This window comes from Cyclobacterium sp. SYSU L10401 (assembly GCF_010993705.1).
GTDB lineage: Bacteria > Bacteroidota > Bacteroidia > Cytophagales > Cyclobacteriaceae > Cyclobacterium.
The window spans coordinates 557,748-584,042 of the sequence record NZ_WOFO01000003.1 but is presented as its reverse complement, the minus strand read 5'-3'; the positions used below and the strand labels follow the sequence as shown (position 1 = coordinate 584,042).

At 45.0% G+C, this 26,295-nt stretch carries 23 protein-coding genes; 15 read left to right on the top strand and 8 right to left on the bottom strand.

The features are described from left to right. Nucleotides 1–17 precede the first annotated feature (17 nt). The 3 genes from GL182_RS24395 to GL182_RS24490 all read left to right on the top strand — a co-directional run bounded on the left by GL182_RS24395 (nt 18) and on the right by GL182_RS24490 (nt 1,900). Nucleotides 18–152 carry a hypothetical protein gene (locus GL182_RS24395; RefSeq protein ID WP_262889330.1) on the top strand — a complete coding sequence of 45 codons (135 nt, stop codon included), beginning with the start codon at nt 18–20 and terminating at the stop codon, nt 150–152. A gap of 15 nt (nt 153–167) precedes the next feature. Further along, the gene (locus tag GL182_RS10330; RefSeq protein ID WP_163379570.1) at nt 168–1,646 is read left to right on the top strand and encodes a SusD/RagB family nutrient-binding outer membrane lipoprotein; all 1,479 of its coding nucleotides are present in this window, start codon (nt 168–170) and stop codon (nt 1,644–1,646) included. 107 nt (nt 1,647–1,753) lie between these two features. Next, nucleotides 1,754–1,900, top strand: coding sequence for a DUF559 domain-containing protein (locus tag GL182_RS24490; RefSeq protein WP_163379569.1), 147 nt, complete (start codon nt 1,754–1,756; stop codon nt 1,898–1,900). On the opposite strand, the gene GL182_RS10320 is transcribed toward GL182_RS24490, so the two are convergent. Both GL182_RS10320 and ppsA read right to left on the bottom strand, forming a co-directional pair. Further along, a complete protein-coding gene (locus GL182_RS10320) occupies nt 1,875–2,426 on the bottom strand; it encodes a DUF2911 domain-containing protein (RefSeq protein WP_163379568.1) in 552 nt (183 codons plus the stop codon). The genes GL182_RS24490 and GL182_RS10320 overlap by 26 nt on opposite strands. 268 nt (nt 2,427–2,694) lie before the next feature. Further along, nucleotides 2,695–5,076, bottom strand: a complete 2,382-nt coding sequence (gene ppsA / locus GL182_RS10315) for a phosphoenolpyruvate synthase (protein WP_163379567.1) — start codon at nt 5,074–5,076, stop codon at nt 2,695–2,697. 212 nt (nt 5,077–5,288) lie between these two features. On the opposite strand from ppsA, the gene GL182_RS10310 reads away from it, so the two are divergent. From GL182_RS10310 to GL182_RS10280, 7 genes are all read left to right on the top strand, one after another. Continuing rightward, nucleotides 5,289–6,317 (top strand): zinc-dependent alcohol dehydrogenase family protein, encoded by a 1,029-nt coding sequence (locus GL182_RS10310; protein ID WP_163379566.1) that lies wholly within the window; start codon nt 5,289–5,291, stop codon nt 6,315–6,317. Nucleotides 6,318–6,665: 348 nt separating this feature from the next. Further along, complete coding sequence (locus tag GL182_RS10305; RefSeq protein ID WP_163379565.1) at nt 6,666–7,637, top strand: phosphotransferase; 972 nt, start codon at nt 6,666–6,668, stop codon at nt 7,635–7,637. Continuing rightward, the gene (locus GL182_RS10300) at nt 7,638–8,510 is read left to right on the top strand and encodes a 3'(2'),5'-bisphosphate nucleotidase CysQ (RefSeq protein WP_163379564.1); all 873 of its coding nucleotides are present in this window, start codon (nt 7,638–7,640) and stop codon (nt 8,508–8,510) included. Nucleotides 8,511–8,697: 187 nt separating this feature from the next. Beyond that, nucleotides 8,698–9,135, top strand: a complete 438-nt coding sequence (locus GL182_RS10295; RefSeq protein ID WP_163379563.1) for a type II toxin-antitoxin system HigA family antitoxin — start codon at nt 8,698–8,700, stop codon at nt 9,133–9,135. 7 nt (nt 9,136–9,142) lie between these two features. Next, on the top strand, nt 9,143–10,378 hold the full coding sequence (locus tag GL182_RS10290; RefSeq protein WP_163379562.1) for an alpha/beta hydrolase family protein: 1,236 nt from the start codon (nt 9,143–9,145) through the stop codon (nt 10,376–10,378). A gap of 73 nt (nt 10,379–10,451) precedes the next feature. After that, complete coding sequence (locus GL182_RS10285; RefSeq protein ID WP_163379561.1) at nt 10,452–10,997, top strand: antitoxin Xre/MbcA/ParS toxin-binding domain-containing protein; 546 nt, start codon at nt 10,452–10,454, stop codon at nt 10,995–10,997. Between the two features lie 2 nt (nt 10,998–10,999). After that, nucleotides 11,000–11,467 (top strand): RES family NAD+ phosphorylase, encoded by a 468-nt coding sequence (locus GL182_RS10280; RefSeq protein ID WP_163379560.1) that lies wholly within the window; start codon nt 11,000–11,002, stop codon nt 11,465–11,467. A 180-nt stretch (nt 11,468–11,647) separates the two neighbouring features. Here GL182_RS10280 and GL182_RS24390 read toward each other — a convergent pair whose 3' ends face one another. Genes GL182_RS24390 through GL182_RS10265 form a run of 3 tightly spaced genes read right to left on the bottom strand, consistent with a single transcriptional unit; the run spans nt 11,648 to nt 12,363 of the window. Then, the gene (locus tag GL182_RS24390) at nt 11,648–11,812 is read right to left on the bottom strand and encodes a type II toxin-antitoxin system YoeB family toxin (RefSeq protein ID WP_163379708.1); all 165 of its coding nucleotides are present in this window, start codon (nt 11,810–11,812) and stop codon (nt 11,648–11,650) included. Next, entirely contained in the window at nt 11,778–12,026 is a 249-nt protein-coding gene (locus GL182_RS10270) for a type II toxin-antitoxin system Phd/YefM family antitoxin (RefSeq protein ID WP_163379559.1), read from the bottom strand. Before GL182_RS10270 ends, GL182_RS24390 begins: the two co-directional genes overlap by 35 nt. A 37-nt stretch (nt 12,027–12,063) precedes the next feature. Next, nucleotides 12,064–12,363: a HigA family addiction module antitoxin gene (locus tag GL182_RS10265; RefSeq protein WP_163379558.1), complete on the bottom strand. Its 300-nt coding sequence runs from the start codon at nt 12,361–12,363 to the stop codon at nt 12,064–12,066. 84 nt (nt 12,364–12,447) lie between these two features. Here GL182_RS10265 and GL182_RS10260 point away from each other — a divergent pair, with 84 nt between their 5' ends. The 4 genes from GL182_RS10260 (at nt 12,448) to GL182_RS10245 (ending at nt 17,062) form a co-directional block, all read left to right on the top strand. Beyond that, nucleotides 12,448–12,720, top strand: a complete 273-nt coding sequence (locus GL182_RS10260) for a hypothetical protein (protein WP_162339582.1) — start codon at nt 12,448–12,450, stop codon at nt 12,718–12,720. 310 nt (nt 12,721–13,030) lie between these two features. After that, complete coding sequence (locus tag GL182_RS10255; RefSeq protein WP_163379557.1) at nt 13,031–14,356, top strand: fibronectin type III domain-containing protein; 1,326 nt, start codon at nt 13,031–13,033, stop codon at nt 14,354–14,356. A 616-nt stretch (nt 14,357–14,972) separates the two neighbouring features. Then, nucleotides 14,973–16,406: a sensor histidine kinase gene (locus GL182_RS10250; protein WP_163379556.1), complete on the top strand. Its 1,434-nt coding sequence runs from the start codon at nt 14,973–14,975 to the stop codon at nt 16,404–16,406. Continuing rightward, nucleotides 16,403–17,062 (top strand): LytR/AlgR family response regulator transcription factor, encoded by a 660-nt coding sequence (locus tag GL182_RS10245; RefSeq protein ID WP_163379555.1) that lies wholly within the window; start codon nt 16,403–16,405, stop codon nt 17,060–17,062. Before GL182_RS10250 ends, GL182_RS10245 begins: the two co-directional genes overlap by 4 nt. 426 nt (nt 17,063–17,488) lie before the next feature. Here GL182_RS10245 and GL182_RS10240 read toward each other — a convergent pair whose 3' ends face one another. Next, complete coding sequence (locus GL182_RS10240) at nt 17,489–20,710, bottom strand: PVC-type heme-binding CxxCH protein (RefSeq protein WP_163379554.1); 3,222 nt, start codon at nt 20,708–20,710, stop codon at nt 17,489–17,491. 236 nt (nt 20,711–20,946) lie between these two features. On the opposite strand from GL182_RS10240, the gene GL182_RS10235 reads away from it, so the two are divergent. After that, nucleotides 20,947–22,407: an SLC13 family permease gene (locus GL182_RS10235; RefSeq protein ID WP_163379553.1), complete on the top strand. Its 1,461-nt coding sequence runs from the start codon at nt 20,947–20,949 to the stop codon at nt 22,405–22,407. Nucleotides 22,408–22,465: 58 nt separating this feature from the next. On the opposite strand, the gene GL182_RS10230 is transcribed toward GL182_RS10235, so the two are convergent. Further along, nucleotides 22,466–23,677, bottom strand: coding sequence for a tetratricopeptide repeat protein (locus GL182_RS10230; RefSeq protein WP_163379552.1), 1,212 nt, complete (start codon nt 23,675–23,677; stop codon nt 22,466–22,468). 34 nt (nt 23,678–23,711) lie between these two features. Then, a complete protein-coding gene (gyrA, locus tag GL182_RS10225) occupies nt 23,712–26,225 on the bottom strand; it encodes a DNA gyrase subunit A (RefSeq protein ID WP_163379551.1) in 2,514 nt (837 codons plus the stop codon). Nucleotides 26,226–26,295 lie beyond the last annotated feature (70 nt).

Sequence of the window (26,295 nt, the reverse complement as noted above, 5' to 3'; positions counted from 1 at the left end):
CATAAAAAGAAAAAAGCATGAAATCGAGCCTGCCTACCGGACAGGCAGGCATGACGAGATCGTCACACAATGGGATGACTATCAAACACCTGTCTGCCGGCAGGCAGGTGCGAGATTCCATCCCGATACTCGGGACAAGTTATGACCGCTAAAAAAAATATAAACACATGAAATTGAAATATATAATCCTTGCCTTCTCACTACTGACACTGTCTGTTTCCTGTGAGAAGTTTGAAGAAATGAACGAAAATCCCAACGAACCTGCAGAGGTGTCAACAAACGTACTGTTGCCATCAGCCATCCGGCAGAGCGTGAATACGCATGTAACCGAATCCTTTCTATTAGGGAACAACATCGCACAGCTGACCGCAAAGACGCTTCGTACGGAAGTTGATGATTATCGATGGAATGCGTTCCCAACCGTTTGGGAAGGTTTTTACAAAAGCCTTACGGATATCGTGGTGATCGAACGAAAAGCTGTCGAAGATGGGAATGAGGTGTTGGAAGGAGCGGTAATTGTGTTAAAGTCCTGGATATTTTCAAACCTAACGAATTCTTACGGAGATATTCCCTATACCAGTGCCATCAATGGCTTTGATTCTGAATTTACTCCTGAATACGATCGACAAGAGGATATTTACGCCGACCTGCTTGATGAGCTGTCAAGGGCCAATACGCTTTTAGCTTCCGGAAACGGGGTGATTGGTTCAGGCGATATCTTGCTTGGCGGAGATGCCAATCACTGGATACGATTTTGCAATTCCCTACGTCTACGACTCCTCATGACTGCCAATAATCAGATTCCGGATGCAGGAACTCAGTTTGCACAGATTGTAGCTGAGGAGGATATAATTACTTCAAATAATGAAAATGTCATTCTGGATTATTTAACTGGTTTTCCAAACCAATTTCCGACGCTTCCCCTGAAAACGGGTGATTTCGATGCCGTGGCGTTAAGTAGTACCTTGCTCGGGGTCATGGATGAGAATATGGACCCCCGACTAAGCCGCTATGCACGACCGGATAACGACAATTACAGTAATCCTACCTTTACGGGTGCTGATAACGGAGTAGGGGAATCCTGTGCTACCTCGGGGTCTCGGTTAGGAGCGCAGTTTTTTGACGATCCCAACCAGACCTCAGCTACTGAATTGGGGTTAGAAGATCCCAATGGCATGATAATAACCTATGCAGAAGTAGCGTTTCTATTGGCAGAGGCAGCGGATAAGGGCTGGATAGACGATGCAGTAGAGCCCCATTACCAGAATGGTATCAAGGCTTCTATGGACTATTACCGGGTTAACTACCAAGCATTCGGCTGGGAAGATTTTGATGATTTTTACAATCAACCCGCTTTAGCCTATACAGACAGGAATGATATCTGGGAGCAAAAATGGCAGGCACTTTACTTTAATGGATTAGAGCCTTATTTCGAGCTTAGAAGGTGGTATTTTGAATCCGGAATGAGCTTTGATGGTATACCGTTTATGAATGCTGCCTGTGAAAATAATAATAATAACGAGCTGCCACTTAGGTTTTTGTATCCGGGCGAGGAACAAAGCTTAAATGAAGCGGCTTATCAAAAGGCAATCGCGCGGTTAGATGGTGGTAATAACTTTAATGCCCGTATTTGGCTGGTAGAATAGTCGTATTTGAAAGATTAAAAAAAAGGGAAATCAATTATTGGTTTCCCTTTTTTTGTTTTTATATAGTAGTATCTGATTTTTACTGAGCTCATTACACCGAGGAAGGCTTGTTGGTAGACCGGGAAAGCGATGCCATTCTGGAATCGTATGGAATCAAAGTGCTGCGTTTTTCGAATAGTAAGCTGGAGGAAGAACTTATGAGCGTTTTAAAGGTAATTGAATCATTCATTATCGCCCGGCTACCGGAACGGTAAACGAAACATCATCCCAGCTAAACGCTATGGTGGCACCATTATCAGAGGAGCGGATGTCTATGGTAAAGGTTTCTACTACGGTATCGGTTTTTTGTACCGGGGCCTGAACTTTCACTACATCCCGTTCGTAATCCGGTTCCGCTGCACCAAAGAATACGCCGGTCTCGTTGTTTAGGATCACTTCAAAGGCATCTGCCCCGGGCACCGCATACATGCGGTACGTTCCTGCGGCTACCGGTTCGCCTCCGAAAGTCACGTCCTGATTAAAGGTGATTTCCGTGGCTGCATTGGCACCGAGCCGCCAGTATTGCCCATAAGGCTGCAGGGCACCGGCACTTTCGTCCCCAAAGATAATCCGGTCTTTTTTGGATGGCTGGGAATAGTCAATGCTGATTTCCAGCCCGCCGTGACTATAGGAAGCCGTGGCAGGAGGACTTACCGGTGTGGCAATAAACAATCCATACACCACCCAGATAATAAAAATCAGCAAGATGACACCGGTGCCAATAAGGATATTCTTTTTCATGGTTTTGCAATTAATACCTTTTCAAGGTACAAAAATAATCGAAAATTCAGGCTAAGATCAGCATGATCATGCATATTTGGTCTTATCGTGGTCTTTGGTTTTTTGTGCAGGCATAAAATTGGGGACTGACCAATTCAACTGATGGGCTTACCCATCCCACCAGGTACCGGCCTTCTCCTCAGGGAGAAAGCATTTGACCAGAGTGGTAGATGAGTCTCGGCAAATTCTTCGGGCCATCCTTATCTTTCGGGTAAATGGTATGATTAACCTATTTTTTGAAATTTTCTTTTTGCTCGGTAATACTGATATTTTCTATCCCCTTGAGTAAAGCATCGGGAGTAAAAGAAACACTGTCTATGCCCTGGGCCACAAGAAATCCTGCGAATTCGGGATAGTCACTTGGGGCCTGACCGCAGAGGCCAATTTTTACTCCGGATTTTTTGGCGGTCTGAATCACATCGGACAACATTTGTTTGACCGCCTCATTATTCTCATCAAACAGGTCACTGATGATGGCGGAATCCCTGTCAATCCCAAGCACAAGTTGTGTCAGGTCATTGGAACCTATGGAAAAGCCATCAAATATTTCTGCAAATTCTTTGGCTAGAATCACATTACTCGGAATTTCGGCCATAACATAAACTTCCAGCCCATTTTTCCTCCTTTCCAGGCCAAAATCCTTCATGGTTTCCAAAACCCGCTTTCCTTCTTCCACTGTCCTGCAAAAGGGTATCATGACCTTGATGTTGGTCAAACCCATTTCGTCCCGGACCAGCCGTATCGCTTCACACTCCAAGCCAAATCCTTCCCGGTACCGCTCATTGTAATAGCGGGAAGCACCCCTGAAACCCAGCATAGGATTTTCTTCCTTTGGCTCAAAAATTTTACCTCCGATCAGTTGGGCGTACTCATTGCTTTTAAAGTCACTCATCCTGACAATAACTTCCTTGGGATAAAAAGCTGCCCCGACCATCGCCAGTGATTCTGAAAGCTTTTCCACAAAATAAGTTTTCTTGTTGGTGTAGTGGTGGGTAATGGCTTCAATGGCTTTTTTGTCATTGCTATCACTGAGTTCATGGTATTTGACCAAAGCCATCGGATGGATCCTTATGGTGTTGGTGATGATGAATTCCATGCGAAGTAGTCCAACGCCCTGATTGGGATAAAAAGACAACTCAAACGCTTTCTGGGGGTCAGCCAGTATGAACATGGGCCTGGTACGGGTTTCCGGCACTTCACTTACGTTGATTTCCTTTTCGTCCCATTCCAGCTTTCCTTCATAAACCATGCCTTCATCCCCTTCAATACAGGAAGCCGTGATGACTTGACCGTCATGTAGTTTTTCAGTAGCATCAGAGGTCCCCACCACGGCATGGATGCCCAATTCCCTGGCTACAATAGATGCATGACTGGTCCTTCCTCCTTTGTTGGTAATGATACATACCGCCTTGCGCAGCATGGCATTCCAATCCGGATTGGTGATGTCTGCGACAATGATATCTCCTTTTTGCACTTTTCCGGCATCAGCCAGGGATTGGACGATACAGGCCCTGCCACTGGCGATGGATCTCCCTACGGCTTTTCCCTTGCAGATGGGTGTTGCTTTTGTTTTTAAGGTATATTCTTTAATGGAAACGGCATCCCGCTTCCCATGCACCGTCTCCGGACGTGCCTGAACGATAAATAGTTCTCCGCTCAATCCATCTTTGGCCCATTCAATATCCATGGCCATTTGATAATGCTTTTCTATACTAAAGGACCATTCCGCCAATGTCTGTACGTCTTGGTCTGAAAGGCAAAAAACGGATCTTTCGGAGGGGCTGGTGGTAACATTGATGATGGGTTTTTCGGATCCTACCGCATATACCATCTTGTTCTCCTTTTCTCCCAACTTCCGGTAGATGATGCTCTTTTTCTGGCTGTCCAGGGATGGTTTAAAAACAAAAAATTCATCTGGATTTACGGCTCCCTGCACCACGTTTTCTCCCAATCCCCAGGCAGCAGTGATGTATATTACGTTTTGAAATCCCGTCTCCGGGTCAATGGTAAAAATTACTCCCGCACTGCCTTTATCTGAGCGAACCATCTGCTGAACCCCCACAGACAGGGCCACGTCCATATGGTCAAAACCATTGTCTATCCTGTATTTGATTGCCCGGTCATTGAAAAGGGAAATGTAACAGCGGTGAACGGCTTTCAGCAGGTTGTCCAGACCTGCAATATTCAGAAAACTATCATGCTGTCCGGCAAAACTTGCCGTAGGCAAATCTTCGGCTGTGGCGCTGCTCCTTACGGCTACTGAAATTTCATTGCCAGACCGGAGGGCCTCAAAAGAAGCGGCGATATCCTTTTCTATTTCTTTTGGTATTTTCCCTGAAGACAGGATCTCCCGGCAAGTGGCACCTATGGTTGGCAGGTTGTCCAGCGTTTCATTATCCAAAGTTGCCAATTCTGCTTCCAACTTTTCCTTAAGTTGATTTTCTTTGATAAAGGTTCGGAACGCTGCAGCTGTAACCGCAAATCCGTCCGGTATTTTAATGCCCAGGGGAGCAAGTGTTGCCAGCATTTCACCGAGAGAAGCATTTTTTCCCCCTACCAGGGGGAGGTCTTTGTTTTTGATGGATGAAAAAGGGATACAATTGGTAGACATGATAAATCTTGCAGTTAATAGAAAAAGTAAGGTAGTTAGATATAAAACAATTTTAAATGATAAAAATCATTTGCATCTATGATATTGCTTTGGCAATATTATTAATAGAAGAAATTTAAGCTAATCCAGCACATTAGGATCTATTATTGTAAATTGAAGGTATGATTAGGTAGATCATTGCCTTATTGAATTGAAATAAACCTTTAAACTTTATGAAAGCCTGGCTCCTACATAGAATTTCAAATCTGGATGAAGTGGCACATCCTCTGGAACTGGCAGAAATGCCGGTACCTGAACCGAAAGATTTTGAAATAAGGATTAAAATTAGTTGTTGTGGGATTTGCCACACGGAATTGGATGAAATTGAAGGCCGGACCCCCCCTGAAAAATACCCCATTGTGCCAGGTCATCAGGTTGTAGGTTTGGTAGACAAATGTGGCAAAGGCTCTAAAAATTTTAAAAATGGAGATAGAGTAGGAGTAGCCTGGATATATTCTGCCTGTGGGCAATGTGAATTTTGTTTGGTAGGCCTGGAAAATCTATGCCCTGATTTCAGGGCTACAGGAAGGGATAAAAACGGGGGATATGCCCAATTTATGGTGGTTGACGAGCGATTTGCTTATCGTATTCCATCCAGGTTTTCCGATGTTGAAGCTGCTCCATTATTGTGTGCCGGTGCCATCGGTTACCGGTCCCTTAACCTGACGGGCATTGCTGATGGACAAACGCTTGGGCTTACAGGATTTGGAGCATCAGGTCATCTGGTTCTGAAAATGGCCCGCCACCAGTACCCAAATTCCCCTTTATTTGTTTTTGCCAGGAGTAAAGAGGAGCAAGCGTTTGCTATGGATCTGGGAGCCAGTTGGGCGGGAAAAGTTACGGATACAGCTCCTCAAAAGCTCAATGCCATCATTGATACTACCCCGGTTTGGACCACTTCAATTGAGTCCTTGCTGCAGCTAAAGCCCGGAGGCAGGCTGGTGATCAATGCTATCCGAAAAGAATCCAAAGACCAGGAAGCCCTTATGCACCTCTCTTATCAGGATCATCTGTGGATGGAAAAAGAAATAAAGACAGTAGCCAACATTACCAGATCAGATGTAGAAGAATTTCTTAATCTGGCAGCTTCCATTCCGATTATACCTGCAGTAGAAACCTATCCATTTACAGAAGCCAACAAAGCCATAATGGACTTGAAACAGAAGCATGTGAAGGGAGCTAAGGTGCTGTTGTGCCGGTAAATAAATAACGATTTTTCGGTTGTTTCACCCGAAACAGCGCAATTATTTCCATTGAATGCCATCGGAAGTCATGCCGGACTGTGAAAAATGGAAGTTGATTTTTTACATTTGTCAACCGACATTCGTTCGGATTTAACGTATTTTGCAATATCCAATAACCTGCTCCATGCAAAAAATCAATGTGTCACTTATCCTTGTCGAGTTATGGCTTTCGGCAGCTATCCTGATGAGCTGTTAACAGAGCAGCTACGCTAGTTTATTTGATGCCGGTATCGCCTCTCATGAGAAGGCTGCCGAAACCTACGTAGGCCAACCCCATCTCAATAACCATACATTGCCAAAAAATCCATGCCTCCAATAGCCTCCCAAATTCTTAATTGTACCGGTGCCACCACCATCCGGGAGATCGCGCATGTTCAGACTTTATGGAGTGGTTACGGCTCCATTAAACGCTATAAATTAGTAGGAGGGAAGTATCCGTCGGTTATTGTAAAGCACATACAATTACCTCAGCCTGGTAAACACCCCCGGGGTTGGAATACCGATTTGTCCCATCAACGTAAAATCAAATCCTATGCCGTGGAAAGCTACTGGTACCAGCATTATGCCAGGTTAACGGGACCAGATTGTAAAGTTCCTCAATTATTACATGCGGAAACACAGGAAAGTTCGCGGTTGATTATCATGGAAGACCTGAATGCCTTGGGTTTTCCCAGACGTTTGACACCCGATACGGTTTCCTTGGCAGCAGCCAAAAACTGCCTGACCTGGCTGGCCCGTTTTCATGCCAAATTTATGCAGGTACCGCCCATTGGCCTCTGGGAAATGGGAACGTATTGGCATTTAGAAACCCGGCCTGATGAGTTGGCAAAGATGAATCATATACCCCTGAAGCAGGCTGCTTCGCTGATCGATCAAAGGCTCAATGAAGCTACCTTTCAAACCCTTGTACATGGCGACGCCAAATTGGCAAATTTCTGTTTCGGCCCGGAAGACCAGGTGGCAGCGGTGGATTTTCAATACGTTGGAAAAGGCTGTGGCATAAAAGATGTTGCCTATTTTATCAGCAGTTGTTTTACCGCAGAAGCCTGCGAAATACATGAGGATGAATTGCTGAACCACTATTTTAATTCACTTGAAATGGCACTTGATAAATCCATTGACTTTCAATTGGTTAAAAAAGAGTGGACGAAGTTATACGCCTTCGCCTGGGCCGATTTGTACCGCTTTCTGGATGGCTGGAGTGCCGGCCACTGGAAGATGCATGGGTACAGCGAGCGACTGACACGATCGGTATTGGAAGAACTAAATTACGTTTAAATGCTCAACAAAAACATCCTTTCCGCACTTTGCCAAAGTGCCATTAAAGCAAGTATCAAAGCGGGGCAAATGATTCAATCGCAGGTAGATCAACCCCATGACCTACAGGACAAGCAGGGGGGATATTCCAGGGCTTCCCAGTTAGTGACCGAGGTCGATTTTAAGGCGCAGGAAATTATTTTAGAACATTTACGGCCCGGTATTGCCCAATACGATCTGGGCGTACTGACGGAAGAGGCAGCCGATGATCAATCCCGTTTGTATACCGACTATTTCTGGTGCATTGACCCGTTAGACGGTACCTTGCCCTTTACGGAGCAGCGGCCGGGGTATGCCGTTTCCATTGCCCTCGTTTCCCAATCCGGAGATCCTGTAATCGGCCTAGTCTATATACCTGATGAGGATGAATGTTACAGCGCTATAAAGGGAGAAGGGGTGGTCCTAGATGGCCAGCCATTTAAATTAGGAAATTCAAGCGATGATAAGGTCTTCCATATCTATATGGACAGCAGCATGCAGTCGGCCGACTATTTTAACGCATTTACCGAACAGATGAAGCAATGGGCAAAAGCCCAAAATTACCGGGATGTGGTTGATCATATCGGTTTTGGTGCGGTCCGGAATGCCTTGGGTGTCTTGTCCCATGCCAATGCCTGCTATGTTAAATTTCCCCGACCACAAACGGGAGGTGGCAGCATCTGGGATTTTGCCGCCACCCGCCTGATATTTGAGGAATTGGGCTTACCGGTCTCGAATATGAAAGGTGAAAAACTACACCTCAATGCGCCGGAAACCACCTTTATGCATCAGCAAGGGGTGGTGTATGCGACAACGGAGAGTATTAGTGAGATGGTTTTGCGGTTAGAATTTTAAATCGTATCAGGTTGTGTGGGAAAGAAAAGCACGGGATATTGGATGGGTATCATGGTTGTTTTAAGTCTTTTTGATTGTATGGTTTCGCTTTAAGGAGAAAGAAGTATGGTACACACGCTGCATATTCAAAATTATGTAAGCACAATTTGCAGTACATCGTAGATGATTTTAGTTTAATGATAATAGAATGAAAGCTTATACTATCATAAGGTCTGAAGAACAATACTGGATGTATTGTAGCGACCTTGAAAAGTTAACCAACGAATACAGGGAAAACCCTTCTGATGAACTCCATGACCTTATCGAGACCATTACACTCTTAATTGAAAAGTATGATGAAGCGCACGCTACTTTGGAGGAACTTGATCCCATTCAACTGTTAAAATCCTTAATGGGGGATAATCATATGAAGCAGCGTGACCTTGCCCAATTGCTAGCGATTTCAAAGGGGCATGTTTCGGACATCTTGAATTATAAGAAAGGGCTGTCAAAAAACGTAATTCGCCTACTCTCCGATAGATTTAAGGTTCGACAGGACGCTTTTAATCGTACCTATGAATTATTCCAGGTTACCAATAAACAAAATGGGAATGCCGAACAGGGGCAATTGTATACCCAAAAGTAGCAGGAGCATGAAAAACACGATTTTAATCGGCTTAGCCCTCTTTCTTTTACGGGGCCTTGTAGTTGCGCAAACCGGACTTGCTCTCCCGCCGGATCTGGAGGGGCGAATTCCCTGGGATTTAGCAACCTTATCAGCAGCCCCCGATTTTGAATGGATAAATCAGACCGATGCTGTCTGGTCACTGATCTATACCGGTGAGGAATATGAAGGAAAGGTGACGGAGGTTTTTGCGTACTACGCCAGCCCGGCTACATTGGATGGAAAAAATCCGGGAACCGGGGAGTTTCCCGGAATCGTGCTGGTTCACGGTGGGGGAGGGACGGCCTTTCGAATTTGGGCACAGGAATGGGCCGAAAGAGGATACGCCGCCATTGCCATGGACCTAAGTGGTAATCAGCCGTTACCCACTGAGGAGCAAGACAACCCCTGGGGTTCAAAAAGCACCCGGCTCGCAGCCGGAGGCCCACGGCAGGATGACGAGCACAAGTTTTTCCGGTTAGACAAAGACTTTACCGCCCAATGGCAATTCCATTCCGTATCCAATATCATTCGGGCCCACTCCCTGATCCGTTCCTTTCCAGAGGTAGACCCCGATCGGACTGCGCTAACCGGGATCAGCTGGGGCGGGTACCTAACCAACCTGGTAGCCGGCGTGGACCACCGGTTTGCTGCGGCGGTACCGGTATATGGAGCGGGTTTCCTGCATGAAGGAAGCGCCTGGGACGGTCAGTTTGACTCCCTTGGCATGGAAGGGACGCAACGCTGGGTAGCACTATGGGATCCTTCCAGTTATGTGGCCCATGCAAGGGTACCCATGCTGTTTATCAACGGCACCAATGATTTTGCCTATTTCGTTGAAAACTGGCAAAAAACAGCGAACCTGGCCAGTAATGCGCAGTATTCCATGATACCGGAACTGAAACACAGTCATTTGCACGGAGCTGAACCTGTGGAAATTGACCACTTTATCAGTACCCAATTGGAAAACAAAGCCGAATTTATTAGTTCAATTAAATTGAGCCAAAAGGGGAGTCAGGCCAGGTATTCGATTGCTCCTGCGCCGAAAGAAGTTTACCTGGCATACACCGCAGATGCGAAACGGAGTCCGGAAAGGAACTGGCAACTGATCCCTCTCGGTAAAGCCAAAGGTAAAGTCACTATTCCTTCAGATGCCATGCTTTGGTACATCTACTGGGTGGATGAGTCGGGGAATAGAAGGAGTGGGGAGGTGTTAAGTAATTGAAAATCAATACACAAAGTAAAAGATAGTAAAAGGTTTGTTTTAATCCTTCAAATGATATATATTGGTATGTCAAATGAAAAAAAGTAAGAAATACAAAGCCTTTAAGTCGGAAGACCTATCTTATATTAGTGATTATGAAAAGCCCTATGGCATTTCTGATACTTTTGTGGTCAATAAGGGAGACCAGCAAGTCAGTTATGTGGTCAAGAACGGATATGGTTATTTCTTAAAGGATTTTAAAGGTGCCAGGAGTTTGGCAGAGGTGGCTAGAAAGCTTGAGGATAAATTGACCTATGCTGAGATTTCCCCGATAATTGATTTTCTGGATCTTAAAATCGTTGATTTGGCCAAGGCGGCCGCAGTTTCCCAAAGCACTATTTCCAGGTGGTCTGCTGACAGTAAAATCGGCATACCTGGTTCTTACCAGTTTTTTAAAATGGACGAAGTGATCAAAAAGGGAATGGAGATTTTTGGTCGGGAATCCAGCTTAAAATCCTGGCTGAATACACCAAATATGGCTTTGGGTCAAGTCAAACCCAGGGACCTATTGGTATCCATGATGGGGATAGACCTGGCGCATGAGGCTATAGATGCGCTTCACTTCGGAAATGTCATGTAGGCATGTTGACCTATTACCGCATGATGTCGGAAAAATACCACCGGGAACCTTTTAGTAGTTCTTTGTCAGGGGGAAGGTGGAATCCCAAAGCTTATCCTATGATATATGCCAGTAGTTCGGCAGCTCTGGCGGCTTTGGAATACCTGTGTATCAAAGGTACTTCTACTGCTCTTAAAACCTGGTATGTGGTTATTTATGAAATCCTTGACAGTGAACTGATTGGTACCCTTGATAAAGAAAGTCTGCCACAGAACTGGGACATGCTGCCACATAACAAAGCAACACAAGATTTTGGCAAACTGTGGTTGGTAGAAAATAGTTTTCCATTTTTAAGGGTTCCATCCGCCCGGTTGCACTTATCTTTTTATCCGGAAGAACACAATCTATTGGTTAATCCCAGGTTCCCGGGTATCCAGGATTTTTTCAAGGTGGTGGATTTTAGAAAGTTTGATTATATACTTGGTAACTAACGGGTGGAATTTGGATTCAATTTCTAATGGTGGACTATCTAAATGATACTTTGTGATTTGCTTTAGCGTAAAAACTAATCTTAAGAAAATCATCCGATAGAGCAATGTTATTTAATTCTTATTCCACCGGGTGTTATATAATTTATATTATGTTAAATACTGATAATTCCACACCATCAATTAATAATGAAACCTGCACTGAATAATGGTACATTTCTGGTCCCTCCCTTTTGTTCCTGACACCGCATAAACCAATCGGTATTCTCTATTGATACGCCTGGACCAATAACCTCTATAATTGCCTTGTTCATCAAGGTTTAAAAGGAACTGCTTTACCGTCTTTATGCTGTTGGATTGATTCTTCTAGGCGTTCCCAATTCGCCTTGGTTGACATGAGGTGAAGTATTTCATTTACAGAGTTATATTCCTCCTCTGATATCATTACCACTGCATGCTGACCACTTTTTCTGGGAACGATAATCGTTCCTGAATCCTTGGATACGTAGTCAAGATGCCTTTTCATGGACTTACGCAATTCGGTCATTGTTATGGTTTTCATCAGACAAAATTTTATTGATGGAATTTAATCAATGAGTCTATTGAAATTCGAATGGTTTTATTTTCGGAGGATTCTCATTAAACTGTTTTTCAGCTTTCCTCAGATCATGTGAAAGCTGCATCCTTAACCAAAAGTCTGCGTTTCCTCCAAAAACTTTGGCTAGCCTAAGTGACATATTTGGAGTGATAGATGCCTTTTCATTTAGAATATTTAATAACGTAGGTCGCGTAACCCCAAGCAGCTCAGCCGCCTTTCCAATCGTCAGTCGATTGGCACGAATCACTTCTTCCTTTAACACCTCCCCAGGGTGTGTATTGTGTTCAATTCTACGTTTCATTTGAATAAAATTTTTTCACATTAATTCCTATATCGCTTGTCTGACTGTACCCGGTTGTTTAAATTAACGAAACAATCAAAGAAAATGAAAAAGTACGTTAAGAATGTCTGGACCTATCACCTGATTGCCGACGGACCTGCGTTGATTTTTATTTGGTTTTGGGTAGAAGCCGGTACACCGGGATCGATTTCTTTTATACTATTTGCCTTCATCTATCCCTTCTTATACCGACCTGTGGTGGATTATTATCGTTTACTGGCCCTGGAGGCCATTGAGAAAAAAGACTTTTCAAAAATGTGGAAATGGGCCGGGTTTTACCGATTCAAATGGTATAGCAAGCTGATGTTTGGCGTATAAGCCCTCGCACCACCTGTATGGTGGAAATCCGTCTAGCGTCTTTTCCTCCTGTACCGCTTATCTGCTTACCGGTAAACGAACAGCTATGCCAAAGTCTCCACCAGCAGCACCAGATCCCCTATCCTAATGTCTTTTTTAACTAACAAGTACATTGGTTAAGCAATAACGAATTGAATTTCATTGCTAAAGGTATAAAAACAAAGAGATGAATACACTAGAAATCCGAAATTAACAGGGGTACAACATTTTAACCTGCTGCGAATAGGCCCTTTTTCCCATATCCGGTATATTTACCAAAAACAACAAATCCATGCCATCCCGCTTTACCCTCAGCCTTTGGTTACGTTTTTTTACCGGTCAACTGCTGATCCTTTGCCTGTGTGCAGCTGCCCTGGCCCAAACCGAACCTGCCGGTATCCTGCTTACCTGGCAGCAAGACCCCACTACTACCATCAGCATTGACTGGCATACCTTACCTCAAGACGAAGCAATCGAATCCGTCCGTTATCGTTCCGAAGGCTCATCCGAATGGCAGACAGCCCCTTCCCAATCCGTTCCCTTTCCCTATTCGGACCGTCGCATTCACCGCATCGAACTGACAGACTTGAAACCTAATTATAACTATGAATTTAGTGTTGGGGAGTTCCAGCGGATCTATTCCTTTCGCACCCTACCGGCCAAAAACCACCGCCCTCTCCGCATTGCCGCTGGAGGCGACACCTCCCATGGGGAGCTGTTCCGCCAAATGAACCGGGCCGTGATGCGGTACGATCCGGATTTTATCGTCTGGGGTGGTGACCTGGCCTATGCCAATGGTGACAAGGAGAACGTGGACCTCTGGTACCAATGGTTTGATGGGATTCGGGAAACGCTTATCTCCGAAGAAGGGCGTGTCGTTCCGATCATTGTAGCCCTGGGCAACCACGATGTCATCAACCACCATTACCCGGCATCGGAAAGTGTGATCGATGCGGACATGGGCATGCCGGCCTTTATCGCAAAAGTGAAAGCGGGCGGAATGGAGGAACCCACCGATGCCATGCGCCTGGCCAAAGGACCGTTTTTCTATCCCCTCTTCACTTTTCCGGGGCAGCCTGGCTACGGGGTACTGGATATCGGCGACTACCTGAGCCTGATCATCCTGGACAGTTCGCATAGCAACCTGATCAGTGGCACCCAAACCGAATGGCTGAAAAACACCTTGCAGGAGCGACAGGATCGGCCACATGTGCTTCCGGTTTACCATAAACCGGCGTATCCATCCGGTCGGGTGGAGCCTGGAGGAAAACGCATTCAATTCTGGTCTGAAGAAGTGCTGGATAATTGGATTCCTCTCTTTGAGGAGTACGGTGTTCGGGTGGCCCTGGAAAATGACGACCATACCTATAAGCGAAGCTACCCGGTAAAAAGCAATGCCTTCCACCCTAATGGGATCGTGTACTTGGGTGATGGCTCTTGGGGAGTAGCGAAAAAGAAGCCCAAAACCCCGGAAGAAATCTGGTACCTACGGAAATCTGCCGAGGAAAACTCCGCCATTATTATTACCCTTCAGGGTCCCCACCAGCATTTTTTAATGATCAACGAAAACGGAAAAATCATCGACGAATACCCGGAGACCTTAAAGATCACTCCCTAAATTGGTCGCTGTTCAACCCCTCCAGGGTTGCAAATTGGATGGGTTTTAGCTATCCCTGGGTTTACACCCAGGGTTATTTTTATTCAGGCCCTTCAGGCCTGGAAGCGGGGTGAAAATGTTATTCCCGTTTTTAAATCTGCGAATTACTAGTATTTACCGGGATAAATAACTTAAACTATTTCATGTGTCTATAATTTGTTCTTTTATGGCCACATAGCCTGTCCCGATCTTAAATCGGGAGAATCTCGCATGGCTGATAGTCGTCCCGGCGTGTGACGGCTACGTCATGCTCGATTTCATCTCCCTTTTTCCATCCCTACTTTCCCCCATTTCATCACATAAATTTGATTGAAGTGTCAGCGTGGTTTATTCTTGTGTCATGATTAATGCTTCCGGATTCCGATCAGAAAGGAATGACAAAATACGGAGACATTTTACCTTGACAAACACCATGACCAAAGCTACTAAAAGAACCTATATTGCGCTGATCCTCGCCGGTTTGTTATACAATATCTATTTGACCTGTGGCGCATGTGCAGAGGCCAAACAAATCATCCCAAAGCAAACCAGGTACAGCGTATTCGGGTTAAATTTACATTTTTAAATGGAATACAATATGAAAAACAAACCCTTAGCATTTCAGGAAATCGAATGGTGGATTGTCACCTTTGTTTTTTTGATTCTTGTGCTTGTAAATATTCTAAGTGCTGGAAGCAGTAGTTTTCACTATTTTCCAGGCAATCCCACTGGTTATTTTGCCAGGGTTTTTATTCCGTTGATCCTCTTTTTGGTCTTTTACCTGATGCACCGGGTGCTGATCCCCCGGTATCGAGAAACAAACCGAAAAGGACCTTTTATTGGCTACGGTTTACTGATTTTCACCTTGTCCTATATCCTTGTTTCCTTATTCTCAGTGGGCTCCGAAATTACCAATTCTCCCTTTACCCCATTTTATTTTACGGCTATGGCCTTGTATGGTGGCTACCTGGTTTGGGTATTGCTGCTAAAGGAGGTTTTTTTACCCCCCAAAATGGATGACTATCTGACGTATAACCTGCTAAGGTTGAGCAGTATTTTCTTCTTTGTGGTTCTTTTTCTATTTAAATTCGACTTTCTGGTTTCACGGAACATCTCTGTGATCCTGGCGCTTTTTCTTCCAGCCTCCATTCTGGTATTGTTGTACAATTTCTTTTTGATCTACAGAATGCGCTTACATGGAAAGCAACGCGCCGCCCTTTGGTTTAACATATTACTGATCGTAGGTTTTCCCGGTTTTTTATTGTTTGTAGGACTTATGCAACAGGATCCAGGCACGGTGCTTTTGGGCTTAGGCACCGGATTGGTCATCCAGTTGGTCGTACTGCCCCTTTCCGATCTGGCCTTCGAAAAGTACTTTGGCATGAAAGGCAAAATAGAAACCCTCAGCCATCAGGTAGACCGCGGATCGGCCGACCTCCGTTTTCTCAAGTCCCAGATCAATCCTCATTTTCTGTTCAATGCCTTAAATACCCTATATGGGGCGGCTTTGATGGAAAATGCCGAAAAGACCTCGGATGGCATCCAAAAACTGGGCGACATGATGCGCTTTATGCTACATGAAAACCAACTGGACAAAATCCCCCTACAACGGGAAATCGAGTACCTGCGCAACTACCTGGACCTTCAAATGCTGCGCTTTAAAAAGGAGGATAATTTAGAAATTAGCATTAAATTGAATGAAGAACACTGTGAAGGAACCATTGCCCCCATGCTGCTAATCCCTTTCGTAGAAAACGCCTTCAAACACGGCATCAGCACTAAAAATGAATCCTGGATCCGGATTAACCTGCGTTGCCTGGCCGGATCGGTGCACCTGGATGTGGTCAATTCCCTTCATCCGCCCAAGGCCCTGAAAGACCCTTCCGATGAATCCGGTATCGGTTTGGACAATGTGCGCAAGCGATTGCAGGTACTGTATCCCGACAGGCATGACTTAACGATTGTTTCCAACGATACGGAGCATTTTGTTCATTTTTCCGTGCAGATAACCCCCGAAACGCAAAAACCATGATCAAGGCGATTGCCATAGACGACGAAAACATGGCACTGGAAGTCATTAAATCCCATGCGGCTAAGGTGCCCTTTCTGGAGTTGGAGGCCGTTTTTTCCGATGCCATCACGGGCTTTGACTACCACAAAACCCAGCCCGCTGACCTGATTTTTTTGGACATCAACATGCCGGATATTTCCGGAATCGACCTGGCGGGCATGTTGCAAGCCGAAACCATGGTGGTTTTTACCACGGCCTATTCGGAGTATGCAGTCAAGGGCTTCGAGCTCAATGCGCTGGACTACCTGCTCAAGCCCTTTTCGCTGAGCCGTTTCCTGCAAGCCTGTCAAAAAGCACGGGATTGGAAAGAGCTGCAGCCGGCAGCAACAAACGGGCATGTATTTATTAAAACATCCGAAGGCCAAATCAAGGTCCATTTTGCAGACCTGCTGTTTTGTGAAGCCACCGGTAACTACGTGACCTTGTACCTGGAGGGGGAAAAGGTCATTACCCGAATAACTTTCAAGGAGCTGGAAAAATTGCTTCCCTCCTATTTTGTCCGCACCCACCGCTCCTTTATCGCCAATAAGCACCGCATGGACAAAATCGAAAAGCACCAGGTGCAGCTCGGAGAATATACCGTTCCGGTAAGCCTTTCCTACGCCGGACTTTTGTAGTGTTTTTTTGTTCAACTAGTTCGTACTAGCAAAAAGTGGTTAGATAGCCAAACGTAACTAATTCCCCCTTTTTAAGGGGGTAAGGGGGATTTCTTCGAGCAGTTTAATCTAATAAGAGTCTATAATTTATATCTAAAATCCTTCAAAACCCTGATTGGTACATGTCCTCTTCCTCGGATGGTTTAAGCAAGTGCATAGATGTGATTTTTTTTGTAAAAATTCTATTTTACGTTTGCGGTATGCTTAGATTTTCGTCCAATAATCCTCCCTGCCGATTCTGGTCGGGACAGGTGCTGGCGCCCTTGAGAAGGGGGAATTGATGCCGATCGAATTTCCAAACTGGTCCCTTGTTAAAGGGGTCCTGTATGGAAAAAAAAGCAGGCAGCTCCGGGATCGGGGCTGCCTGCTTTTTTACTATTTCTGTTACTATTCTCCCGCTTCCATAGGATGCTCCTGAAGGAGTTCCGAAGGTGAATAAAAACCTTGTTTTCCCTTTGTAGCTTCCCGCACCTCCGCAACCTTTTCGGCTTGCACAGGTGCAGCTTCATTGCCAAAACTATTCCTTACATAGGTAGCCACTGCTGCCACTTCCTTGTCATTGAGCATGCCGGCATAAGGGGTCATGGGCACCTGACCCGGATATTCCTTGCCCAGCACTTCAATGGGTCCCATTAATCCATTTAAAATTATTTTCACCAATCGCTCTTCGCTGCCATTAACCCATTGGGTACCGGCCAGGGGTGGGAAGCCTGAAGCGCTCAGGCCCTTACCATCGGGCTGGTGACAGGTGATACAGAAACCCTCTCTGCTATAGATGGCCTTACCCATCTGAAACAGGGTCAAATCTTCTCCTTTTAATCGGCTGTTGGAAGCTTTTTCTTCCTGAGGTGCTTCCTGAAAAACGATGCTGCCGTCGGCATTCACCACCATATTACTCACTGACATGCCATTCAAATGCGCCAATGCAGTTTCAAAAGGTTTTTGCATCCATACATCTTTGGGATGTTCATCCGCCACTTCCAGTATGGCCAGTCCATCCTCCTTGTTGAGCCAGGAAGCAGCTACGATGGCCTCCAGCCGCACCCTGCCATGGGGATCTGCAGCTGCTTTTTTCAGCATATCCACCTGATCTGCTACCTGATGGCCGGTATAGCGTAAAATTCTGGTTACGGCTGCCCTTACCCGGTGGTCATCGGAGGCAAATAAGGTCTTCATCAAGTCCTGATCCACCTGATTCAAGCCCCAGCTAACCCAGAGGGCTTCCAGGAGGTGGTGTTCGTACCGGGGATCATTGGCATCCAAATTGGCCGTCCATTGTTGCATCTTTTCCAATACTTCGGTTTGGTCTCGTCCCCGCAGTTCAGCGCGGGTACTGTATCTGGCCCTGAATTCGGGCAACTTGAGGTTGTCCAATAAGGTTTCTATGCTTTCCCCCGCAATCTTTGGTGGGGTAACCAAAGGCCTGGAAGGATAGGTAATCCGGTAAATCCTGCCATGCACATGGTCTCTCAACGGATCACGGGCATTGTGCTGCATGTGGCCTACCAGTATATTGTGCCAATCCACGAAGTAAAGGGACCCATCGGGGGCAAACTCCATGTCTACCGGGCGGAAATTGCGGTCATCGCTGCGTATCAGGTCGACCCGGTGCTCGCTGTCATAGCCGGTACCATCTTCCATCATCTTGTGCATTTTCATACCCAGAAAGCCGATGGTATTGTTGATGAGCAGGTCACCCTGTACTTCTTCCGGAAAATGCCTGCTGGATACAAATTCCAGTCCGGAAGTAGGCCGTACCCGGTGGGCATCTTCGATCAGGTTAGGACCTTTGTGGGTGCCTTCACCATACCTGGGTTGGATAGATCCAGGCATCATCCAGCGTACATCAGGTCCTGAGGTCTCTGCAAAAAAGTTTTGGCCCCAATCGTCAAAAGCAATTCCCCAGGGGTTGGGAATGGGCAATTGGGCCGTTCTTTCCAAATGTTTTCTTGCTGGGTTGTAGCGGTAAAAACCGCCGTTGGTCCCCCTTACCGGACCATAAGGGGTTTCTACATTGGTATGGAGGAAAACCCCCTCACCCATGTAAATGGCTCCCGAAGGATCCGCTACGAATGCGGAAATATTGTGATGGGTATCGTGATCGTCAAATCCACTCAACAGGATCTCACGTTCTTCGGCATAATCGTCTCCATCTTTATCCCTCAGGATGATCAGGTTGGTACCTTGTGATAAATAGACTCCCTCCGGAGCGATTTCCATGCCTATAGGCAGATGCAGGCTGTCTGCAAATACGGTTTGCTTGTCTGCTTTTCCGTCATTATCGGTATCTTCCAGAATCAGTATTTTATCATTGGGCTTTGGGTCTCCCGGCTTGTAGTGCGGATAGCTGGGCATCACGGCTACCCAAAGCCTGCCTTTGGTATCAAAGGTCATCTGCACCGGATTGGCCAGGTCAGGAAATTCCTTTTCGGAAGCGAACAACTCGACCTGGTAACCTTCTGCCACTTCAAATTTCTCCATGGCATCTTCTCCATACAGGTATTCCAGGTCGCCATTTTTATCGGGATTGTAATTGGTTTCTACCGGAGGCAGCTCTATGGTATTTTCATCTGCTGCTGCCAGGTCAAAATTTTCTCCCTTGCTGACTTTCCAGATGGCCTGGTCCCTGTTGTCCGTCATTTGCCGGATTTTTTGCAATTCATAGGGATAATTGTCAGGACCAAAGGGATTGTACCTTCGGCCAAAGACATGTACCCCATTGGGGATTTTATAGTCATTGTGCCACATCCAGTTTTTTTCCAGTACAGCTGCATGAATGGCCGTTCTCCTGTCCTCTGCTACCGGATCATCCTCACCAAAAACCTTATCTGTCAGGAATTGGGAAAACTTTTTGTACCCCTCTTCTGTGAGCTGGAAACCGTCTATGGTCAGGTATTCATCCGTAGCTGCATACCAGGACCTGGAGGGTTCAAATGCATCGACAAACAAAACCTGATTGGCTTCGGCCACTTCTTTCATGGCCTGGGTGTACATTTTCAGGTTTTGATTTTCCTTTTCACCATTGGGAAGGTCATGGTTTGCGCTCAGGTTTTCAAAGGCGATAGGTGAAACCAGGGCCAGCTGCGGAGCAGCATCCCCATTATAAATGGTGTTTTGGGTGTGGTTGATAAATGCTTCCAATTCATTTTTATAATTTTCCAGCCCTTCTTCTCCCTGGAAGGATTCATTGTATCCGAAAAATGCAATGATGATATCGGCTTCATGATTTTTAATCCATTCATCTGGTGATTCAAAATGACCTTCACTACCTGAATTGGTGGCGAGCTCATCCTGGAATTCTTCTGCTCCCGGAAAAGCCCAGGGAGATACCCTGCCCGAATGGGGCCTGAATCCCGGCGTATCACCGGCATCACTCATGTTTCGGATATACAACAAAGAATCCGGATAGCGAACATGCATTTCTGTTTCAAAATGTCCGTAATTCATCATTCTGGATCCAAGATTGTTTCCTACTAAAATGATGTGGTCTCCTTTCCGCAAATCCAATTTGGGCCCTTCAGGACCACATTGAAAAGCAAAAAAAGAAACGATAAGTAGGATAACAATTGTAGGAGTACGTTTTATCAGGTTAAAATTGAAGGGGACCATTAGCATTTTTTATAAATGTTGAGCATTACTTATAATTCAATATTACTATAATTTTCCAATTATTCTTAAATAAAGTATATAAAACGGTGATTTCTATCCTGCACTGTCCTGTGGCATCCATAAATGGAAAGCCAACCTTATTTCATTACTTTTGCTAGTACCTGCTCCCTTCAATTGTAATAGAAAAATTTTTGATTTCCAGCATTTATGGTTATTCTTAAGGTTTCTTACAAACTATGCAAACGCAAAAAATCGGCTTATTCTTAGGCCCATTGGTCTTTTTTGGTATTTATTTTACAGCTGCGCCTGAAGGACTATCTGCCTCAGGGCTTGCTTTATTGGCCGTTACATTTTGGATCGCAATCTGGTGGATAACTGAGGCCATACCCATTGCTGCCACCGCGCTTCTTCCCCTGGTTTTGTTTCCCTTTACCGGTATAATGGATATCAAACCTACAGCCATTCCCTATTCAGATCCGATGGTACTGCTGTATATGGGTGGATTTATGATTGCAGTCTGTATCGAAAAATGGAATCTGCATAAAAGGATTGCCTTGAAAATCATTTCCTATCTGGGTACCAACCTGAAAAGAATCATCCTGGGCTTTATGGTAGCCACAGCTTTTCTATCGATGTGGATTTCCAATACGGCAACTTCTCTTATGATGCTGCCCATTGCCATTGCCGTGGTGGTTCAGGTCAGTCAGTCCAATGATAGCATCCGGACTTCGCTGGGACAATCCCTGATGTTAGGAATAGCATACAGTGCCTCCATTGGCGGCTTATCTACCATCATCGGGACACCCACCAATATCATTCTGGTGGGCGTGTTAAAAAATACCTATGGCATTGAAATCAGTTTTGGCGAGTGGATGCTGGTGGGTTTGCCGATCTCTTTGGGTTTGCTATTTATTTGCTGGTATTACCTGGTAAATTGGGCATTTGTATTTCCTGACACCTTGAAAATAGCCGGAGGAAAAGAGGAGATCAACCGGCAGCTAGACCTGCTCGGTCCCATGAGTGTTCAGGAAAAACGGGTCTTGTGGGTATTTGTGGCGGTCAGTTTTTCCTGGATCAGTCGCAGTTTCATATTACAGGATTGGATTCCCTCTCTGGATGATACCATTATTGCGCTCACCGGAGTCTTGTTGTTATTCGTCATTCCTGCGGGGAATGAGCATAAAGAGCAATTGCTGGACTGGAAAGTTGCAGAAAAAATTCCCTGGGGCATCCTGATATTGTTTGGTGGTGGATTGGCCCTGGCAAAGGGCTTTCAGGAAACCGGTTTGGCCAACTGGATTGGTGAACAGTTTATCTTGCTTCAAAATGTTCCGTTTTGGTTGTTTTTGTTTTTCATCATTGCAGCAGTCAATTTCCTGACTGAAATTACTTCAAATGTGGCCACTGCCTCCATGCTCCTGCCCATATTATCTGCAGTAGCATTAGCCATGGGGGTTCATCCTTACGGGTTGATGGTGGCGGCGACCATGTCTGCTTCCTGCGCCTTTATGCTGCCTGTGGCCACTCCTCCCAATGCGGTGGTATTTGGCTCAGGTTACCTTACGATTCCCGTAATGATGAAAACAGGATTTGCTCTAAATCTACTGTCTATCTTATTTATTTTGATGCTTACCTTATTTTATATTCCCTGGGCCTGGGATTTTTCCCTCATGGAATTTCCATTAGAATGGAAATAAAAAAGGCTTTCAGATTCAACTGAAAGCCTTTTAGAAGTTAATTTTTATTATCAGAATGTTATCTTTCCAACCAATCTGGACCTAATTTCTCAGATAACATTGCATTGTACTCTTCTGCTTTTGCTTCATTCTTCAACCTCGTATGGATCTGAAATAAAATTTCCATTATGTCTGTGTTATCAGGTTGTAATTCGGAAGCTTTGGTAAAGTAAGGTAAGGCTTCTTCATACAAGCCGTCTGCTTCAGCCAACATGCTTTCTGATTTTTCTTCCCACTCCTCATCAGAAAGGTTATTCACCTCCGTAATGATATTTCTGGCCTCATCCAAATAAATGGCACCAGCATAATAGTTTCCTTCAAAGAATTCAGGATCAGCTTCTACCGTTCTCTTGTACTCTTCCAAGGCACCTTCCATATCTCCTGAACTTTCTTTCAAATAGCCATACCTTAAGCGAATGGCAGGATTATCCGGATCATTTTCCAAAGCCTTTTCTATAGAAGTCATGGCTTCATCCATTTTATCTAATTGCAGGAGCAATTGAATTTCAAATTCGGCCAAGCCCTTATCTTCAGGATATTCTTCCCTGGCTTGCTTCGATAGGCGGTAAGCTTCTTCCGGATCATTGTCTTCTGCGCTGGCGATCTGGATCAGAAAATAATATGCATTTAGTTTATTATATTCCTCAATGTCCAGCAATTTGGTAAAATACTCCTTCGCAGCATCGGATTTTCCGATCTGGTTGGCTGTATACCCTGCGTTAAAAACGATTGAAGTATCTTTCGGGTCAAGGTCTGCTGCAAGGGAAAAGAACTCGAAAGACAATTCCATATCATCGTTCTCATATTTTTCAATGGCTTTATTGAAGGAAGCATTTTTTAATCGATAGACACCTTCACCTTGAAGATTAGCAGGTAAATCCGGAACAACTTCTTTAAATAAGTCTTTACTTACCTTGCTGGTAGAATCCATGTCCTCCATTTCAAAGGTGGTCATAAAGCTGCTTTCTGCTTCCCTTCCAATGGAAACCGTCTCCTGGGTATTGGAAGAGTCTGCTTCGAACATCTGGGTTTCTATTTTACCCTTAATATAATAGGTATCCGATTGGCTTCCCGTATCTTCATCATTTACGGCATTCTTGATATCTGAATAGGCTTCTTCAATATTGCCTTTTCTTAAGTTCCTTTCGGCTGAGCGGACTACCTTTTTCTGGCCAAAGGCAATTGTAGCAGCGATGCTCACCAAAGCCAACGATAAAATTAACTTTTTCATGTTTCGAGTGTGGTTCTTATTTGGTTATAAACTATTATTCTAAATCTGGATTTATATCACTTTCTGCATTATCGGGTGTATCATTTTCGGGATCATCTTCCAGGATATTTTCAATTTTTTCTACGGAAGAAATTTTATCCGTATCGTTCAGCCTGATCAGCCTGACTCCCTGGGTAGCTCTTCCCATTACCCTTACTCCTGCGGCAGGAGTTCGAATAATGATCCCTGACCTGTTGATGATCATCAAATCATCGGTATCTACGACTTCTTTGATGGCCACTAATCCACCTGTTTTCTCGGTGATATTCATGGCTTTTACACCCTTTCCGCCCCTTTTGGTTATCCTGTATTCGGACAAAAAGGAACGTTTTCCATACCCTTTTTCAGTAACTACCAAAAGCGTAGCTTCTTCTCTCTGAACACAAACCATGCCAATTACATGATTACCATCTTCCCCCAAATTGATGGCCTTTACGCCGGTAGCGGTCCTTCCCATGGGTCTGACATTGGATTCATGGAAATGAACCGCCCTGCCTGAACTGGAGGCGATCACTACATGAGCATCCCCATTGGTCAACTCTACATTTAATAACTGATCATCTTCCCGGATATTCAAGGCTATGATTCCATTGGTTCGGGGCCTGGAATATTGTTCCAGGGTGGTTTTTTTGATGATACCGTTTCGGGTTACCATCACAATATTGTTATTATTGATATAGTCAGCATCTGACAGGTCCGTAACCTGAATGATCGACCTGATTTTATCTCCGCTCTGAATATTGATCAGGTTCTGTATGGGCCTGCCTTTAGAGGTTTTACTTCCCTCAGGTATGGCGTAGGTTTTCAACCAGAAAAGTTTACCCTGATCGGTAAATATCAACAGGTAATTATGGGTAAGGGCGGTAAACAAATATTCTGTGTAATCGTCCTCTTTGGTAGTAACTCCTCTTGAGCCTACTCCTCCCCTGCTTTGGGATTTATATTCTGTAAGTACGGTCCTTTTGATATATCCCTGGTGCGAAACAGTAATCACGACCTCTTCATTAGGGATCATGTCCTCATAATTGAAGTCTTCGGCATTGTGCTCTATCTCCGTCCTTCTCTCATCCGAATACCGGGTTTTCATTTCCACCAGCTCTTCCTTGATGATTTCCATCCGCTTATCCTCATTGGCCAGGATTTCTTTCAACTCTTCAATGAGTTTCATCAGTTCATCATATTCCTGCTGGATCTTCTCCCTTTCCATGCCGGTAAGCCGTTGCAGTCGCATGTCCAGGATGGCTCTGGCCTGAATTTCAGACAAATCGAACCTTTCTATCAGACCATTTCTGGCTGTCTCCGGATCTCTGGAATCCCGGATCAACTGAATTACCTCATCCAGGTTGTCCAGGGCTACCAGGTAACCCTCCAGTATATGGGCCCTTTTCTCCGCCTCCTTAAGTTCGTACTGTGTCCTTCTGATGACCACCTCATGCCGGTGATCTACATAATGAACAATCAGGTCTTTCAAATTTAAGGTATAAGGTCTGCCCTTCACCAGGGCCACATTGTTGACACTGAAAGAAGTCTGAAGCTGGGTATGCTTGTAAAGATTGTTTAGGATTACATTGGGGACGGCATCCTTTTTTAGCTCATATACAATGCGCATGCCCTGCCTGTCGGATTCATCTCGGATGGCGGAGATTCCATCCAGCTTTTTCTCATTGATTAGCTGGGCTGTTTTTTCCACCATAGAGGCCTTATTCACCTGATAGGGGATTTCGCTGATGATAATCATCTCGCGTCCATTGGATTTGGTCTCGACAGTGGCTTTGCCACGCATGATTACCCTTCCTCTACCTGTTTCAAAGGCTGCTTTGACGCCATTGTATCCATAAATGATGCCACCAGTAGGGAAATCAGGAGCTATTATGTGCTCCATGAGTTCCGGAATGGTGATCTCATTGTTATCAATATAAGCAATGATCCCATTGATGACCTCTCCCAAATTGTGTGGAGCCATATTGGTGGCCATTCCCACAGCGATACCTGATGCCCCGTTTAAAAGCAGGGCGGGAATTTTGGCCGGTAAGACTACCGGTTCCTTGAGGGTATCATCAAAATTGAATTGAAAATCAACTGTTTCCTTATTGATATCAATTAGGAGTTCCTCTGCGATCCTTCTCAGCCTGGCTTCAGTATACCTCATGGCTGCCGGATTATCCCCGTCCACTGAGCCAAAGTTTCCCTGGGGATCTACCAGTGGATAACGCAGGGACCAGGGCTGGGCCATCCTGACAAGTGTTTCATATACGGCAGAATCTCCGTGGGGATGGTATTTTCCCAGAACCTCTCCTACTATTCTGGCAGATTTCTTATATGGTTTATTGTGGGTCACCCCCAATTCCTGCATGCCATACAAAATCCTGCGGTGTACAGGCTTTAAACCGTCTCTCACGTCCGGTAAAGCCCTGGAAACAATTACCGACATCGAATAATCGATGTAAGCACCACGCATTTCCTCCTCAATATTAATTGGGATGATGTTCTCGTTCTCTCCTTGAGCCATATTTAAAATTTCTCTCTAATAACCTGCAAGATAGCAAAAAGAACAGGTTTTGAAAAATATAATTTTTCTA

Bases quoted from the DNA above. Each gene is read 5' to 3' on its own strand.
- gyrA (WP_163379551.1), bottom strand. From the start codon at position 26,225: ATGGCTCAAGGAGAGAACGAGAACATCATCCCAATTAATATTGAGGAG.
- GL182_RS10230 (WP_163379552.1), bottom strand. From the start codon at position 23,677: ATGAAAAAGTTAATTTTATCGTTGGCTTTGGTGAGCATCGCTGCTACA.
- GL182_RS10330 (WP_163379570.1), top strand. From the start codon at position 168: ATGAAATTGAAATATATAATCCTTGCCTTCTCACTACTGACACTGTCT.
- GL182_RS10240 (WP_163379554.1), bottom strand. From the start codon at position 20,710: ATGGTCCCCTTCAATTTTAACCTGATAAAACGTACTCCTACAATTGTT.
- GL182_RS10305 (WP_163379565.1), top strand. From the start codon at position 6,666: ATGCCTCCAATAGCCTCCCAAATTCTTAATTGTACCGGTGCCACCACC.
- GL182_RS10270 (WP_163379559.1), bottom strand. From the start codon at position 12,026: ATGAAAACCATAACAATGACCGAATTGCGTAAGTCCATGAAAAGGCAT.
- ppsA (WP_163379567.1), bottom strand. From the start codon at position 5,076: ATGTCTACCAATTGTATCCCTTTTTCATCCATCAAAAACAAAGACCTC.
- GL182_RS10300 (WP_163379564.1), top strand. From the start codon at position 7,638: ATGCTCAACAAAAACATCCTTTCCGCACTTTGCCAAAGTGCCATTAAA.
- GL182_RS10290 (WP_163379562.1), top strand. From the start codon at position 9,143: ATGAAAAACACGATTTTAATCGGCTTAGCCCTCTTTCTTTTACGGGGC.
- GL182_RS24395 (WP_262889330.1), top strand. From the start codon at position 18: ATGAAATCGAGCCTGCCTACCGGACAGGCAGGCATGACGAGATCGTCA.
- GL182_RS10235 (WP_163379553.1), top strand. From the start codon at position 20,947: ATGCAAACGCAAAAAATCGGCTTATTCTTAGGCCCATTGGTCTTTTTT.
- GL182_RS10265 (WP_163379558.1), bottom strand. From the start codon at position 12,363: ATGAAACGTAGAATTGAACACAATACACACCCTGGGGAGGTGTTAAAG.
- GL182_RS10295 (WP_163379563.1), top strand. From the start codon at position 8,698: ATGAAAGCTTATACTATCATAAGGTCTGAAGAACAATACTGGATGTAT.
- GL182_RS10250 (WP_163379556.1), top strand. From the start codon at position 14,973: ATGAAAAACAAACCCTTAGCATTTCAGGAAATCGAATGGTGGATTGTC.
- GL182_RS10245 (WP_163379555.1), top strand. From the start codon at position 16,403: ATGATCAAGGCGATTGCCATAGACGACGAAAACATGGCACTGGAAGTC.
- GL182_RS10310 (WP_163379566.1), top strand. From the start codon at position 5,289: ATGAAAGCCTGGCTCCTACATAGAATTTCAAATCTGGATGAAGTGGCA.
- GL182_RS10285 (WP_163379561.1), top strand. From the start codon at position 10,452: ATGAAAAAAAGTAAGAAATACAAAGCCTTTAAGTCGGAAGACCTATCT.
- GL182_RS10280 (WP_163379560.1), top strand. From the start codon at position 11,000: ATGTTGACCTATTACCGCATGATGTCGGAAAAATACCACCGGGAACCT.
- GL182_RS10320 (WP_163379568.1), bottom strand. From the start codon at position 2,426: ATGAAAAAGAATATCCTTATTGGCACCGGTGTCATCTTGCTGATTTTT.
- GL182_RS10260 (WP_162339582.1), top strand. From the start codon at position 12,448: ATGAAAAAGTACGTTAAGAATGTCTGGACCTATCACCTGATTGCCGAC.
- GL182_RS10255 (WP_163379557.1), top strand. From the start codon at position 13,031: ATGCCATCCCGCTTTACCCTCAGCCTTTGGTTACGTTTTTTTACCGGT.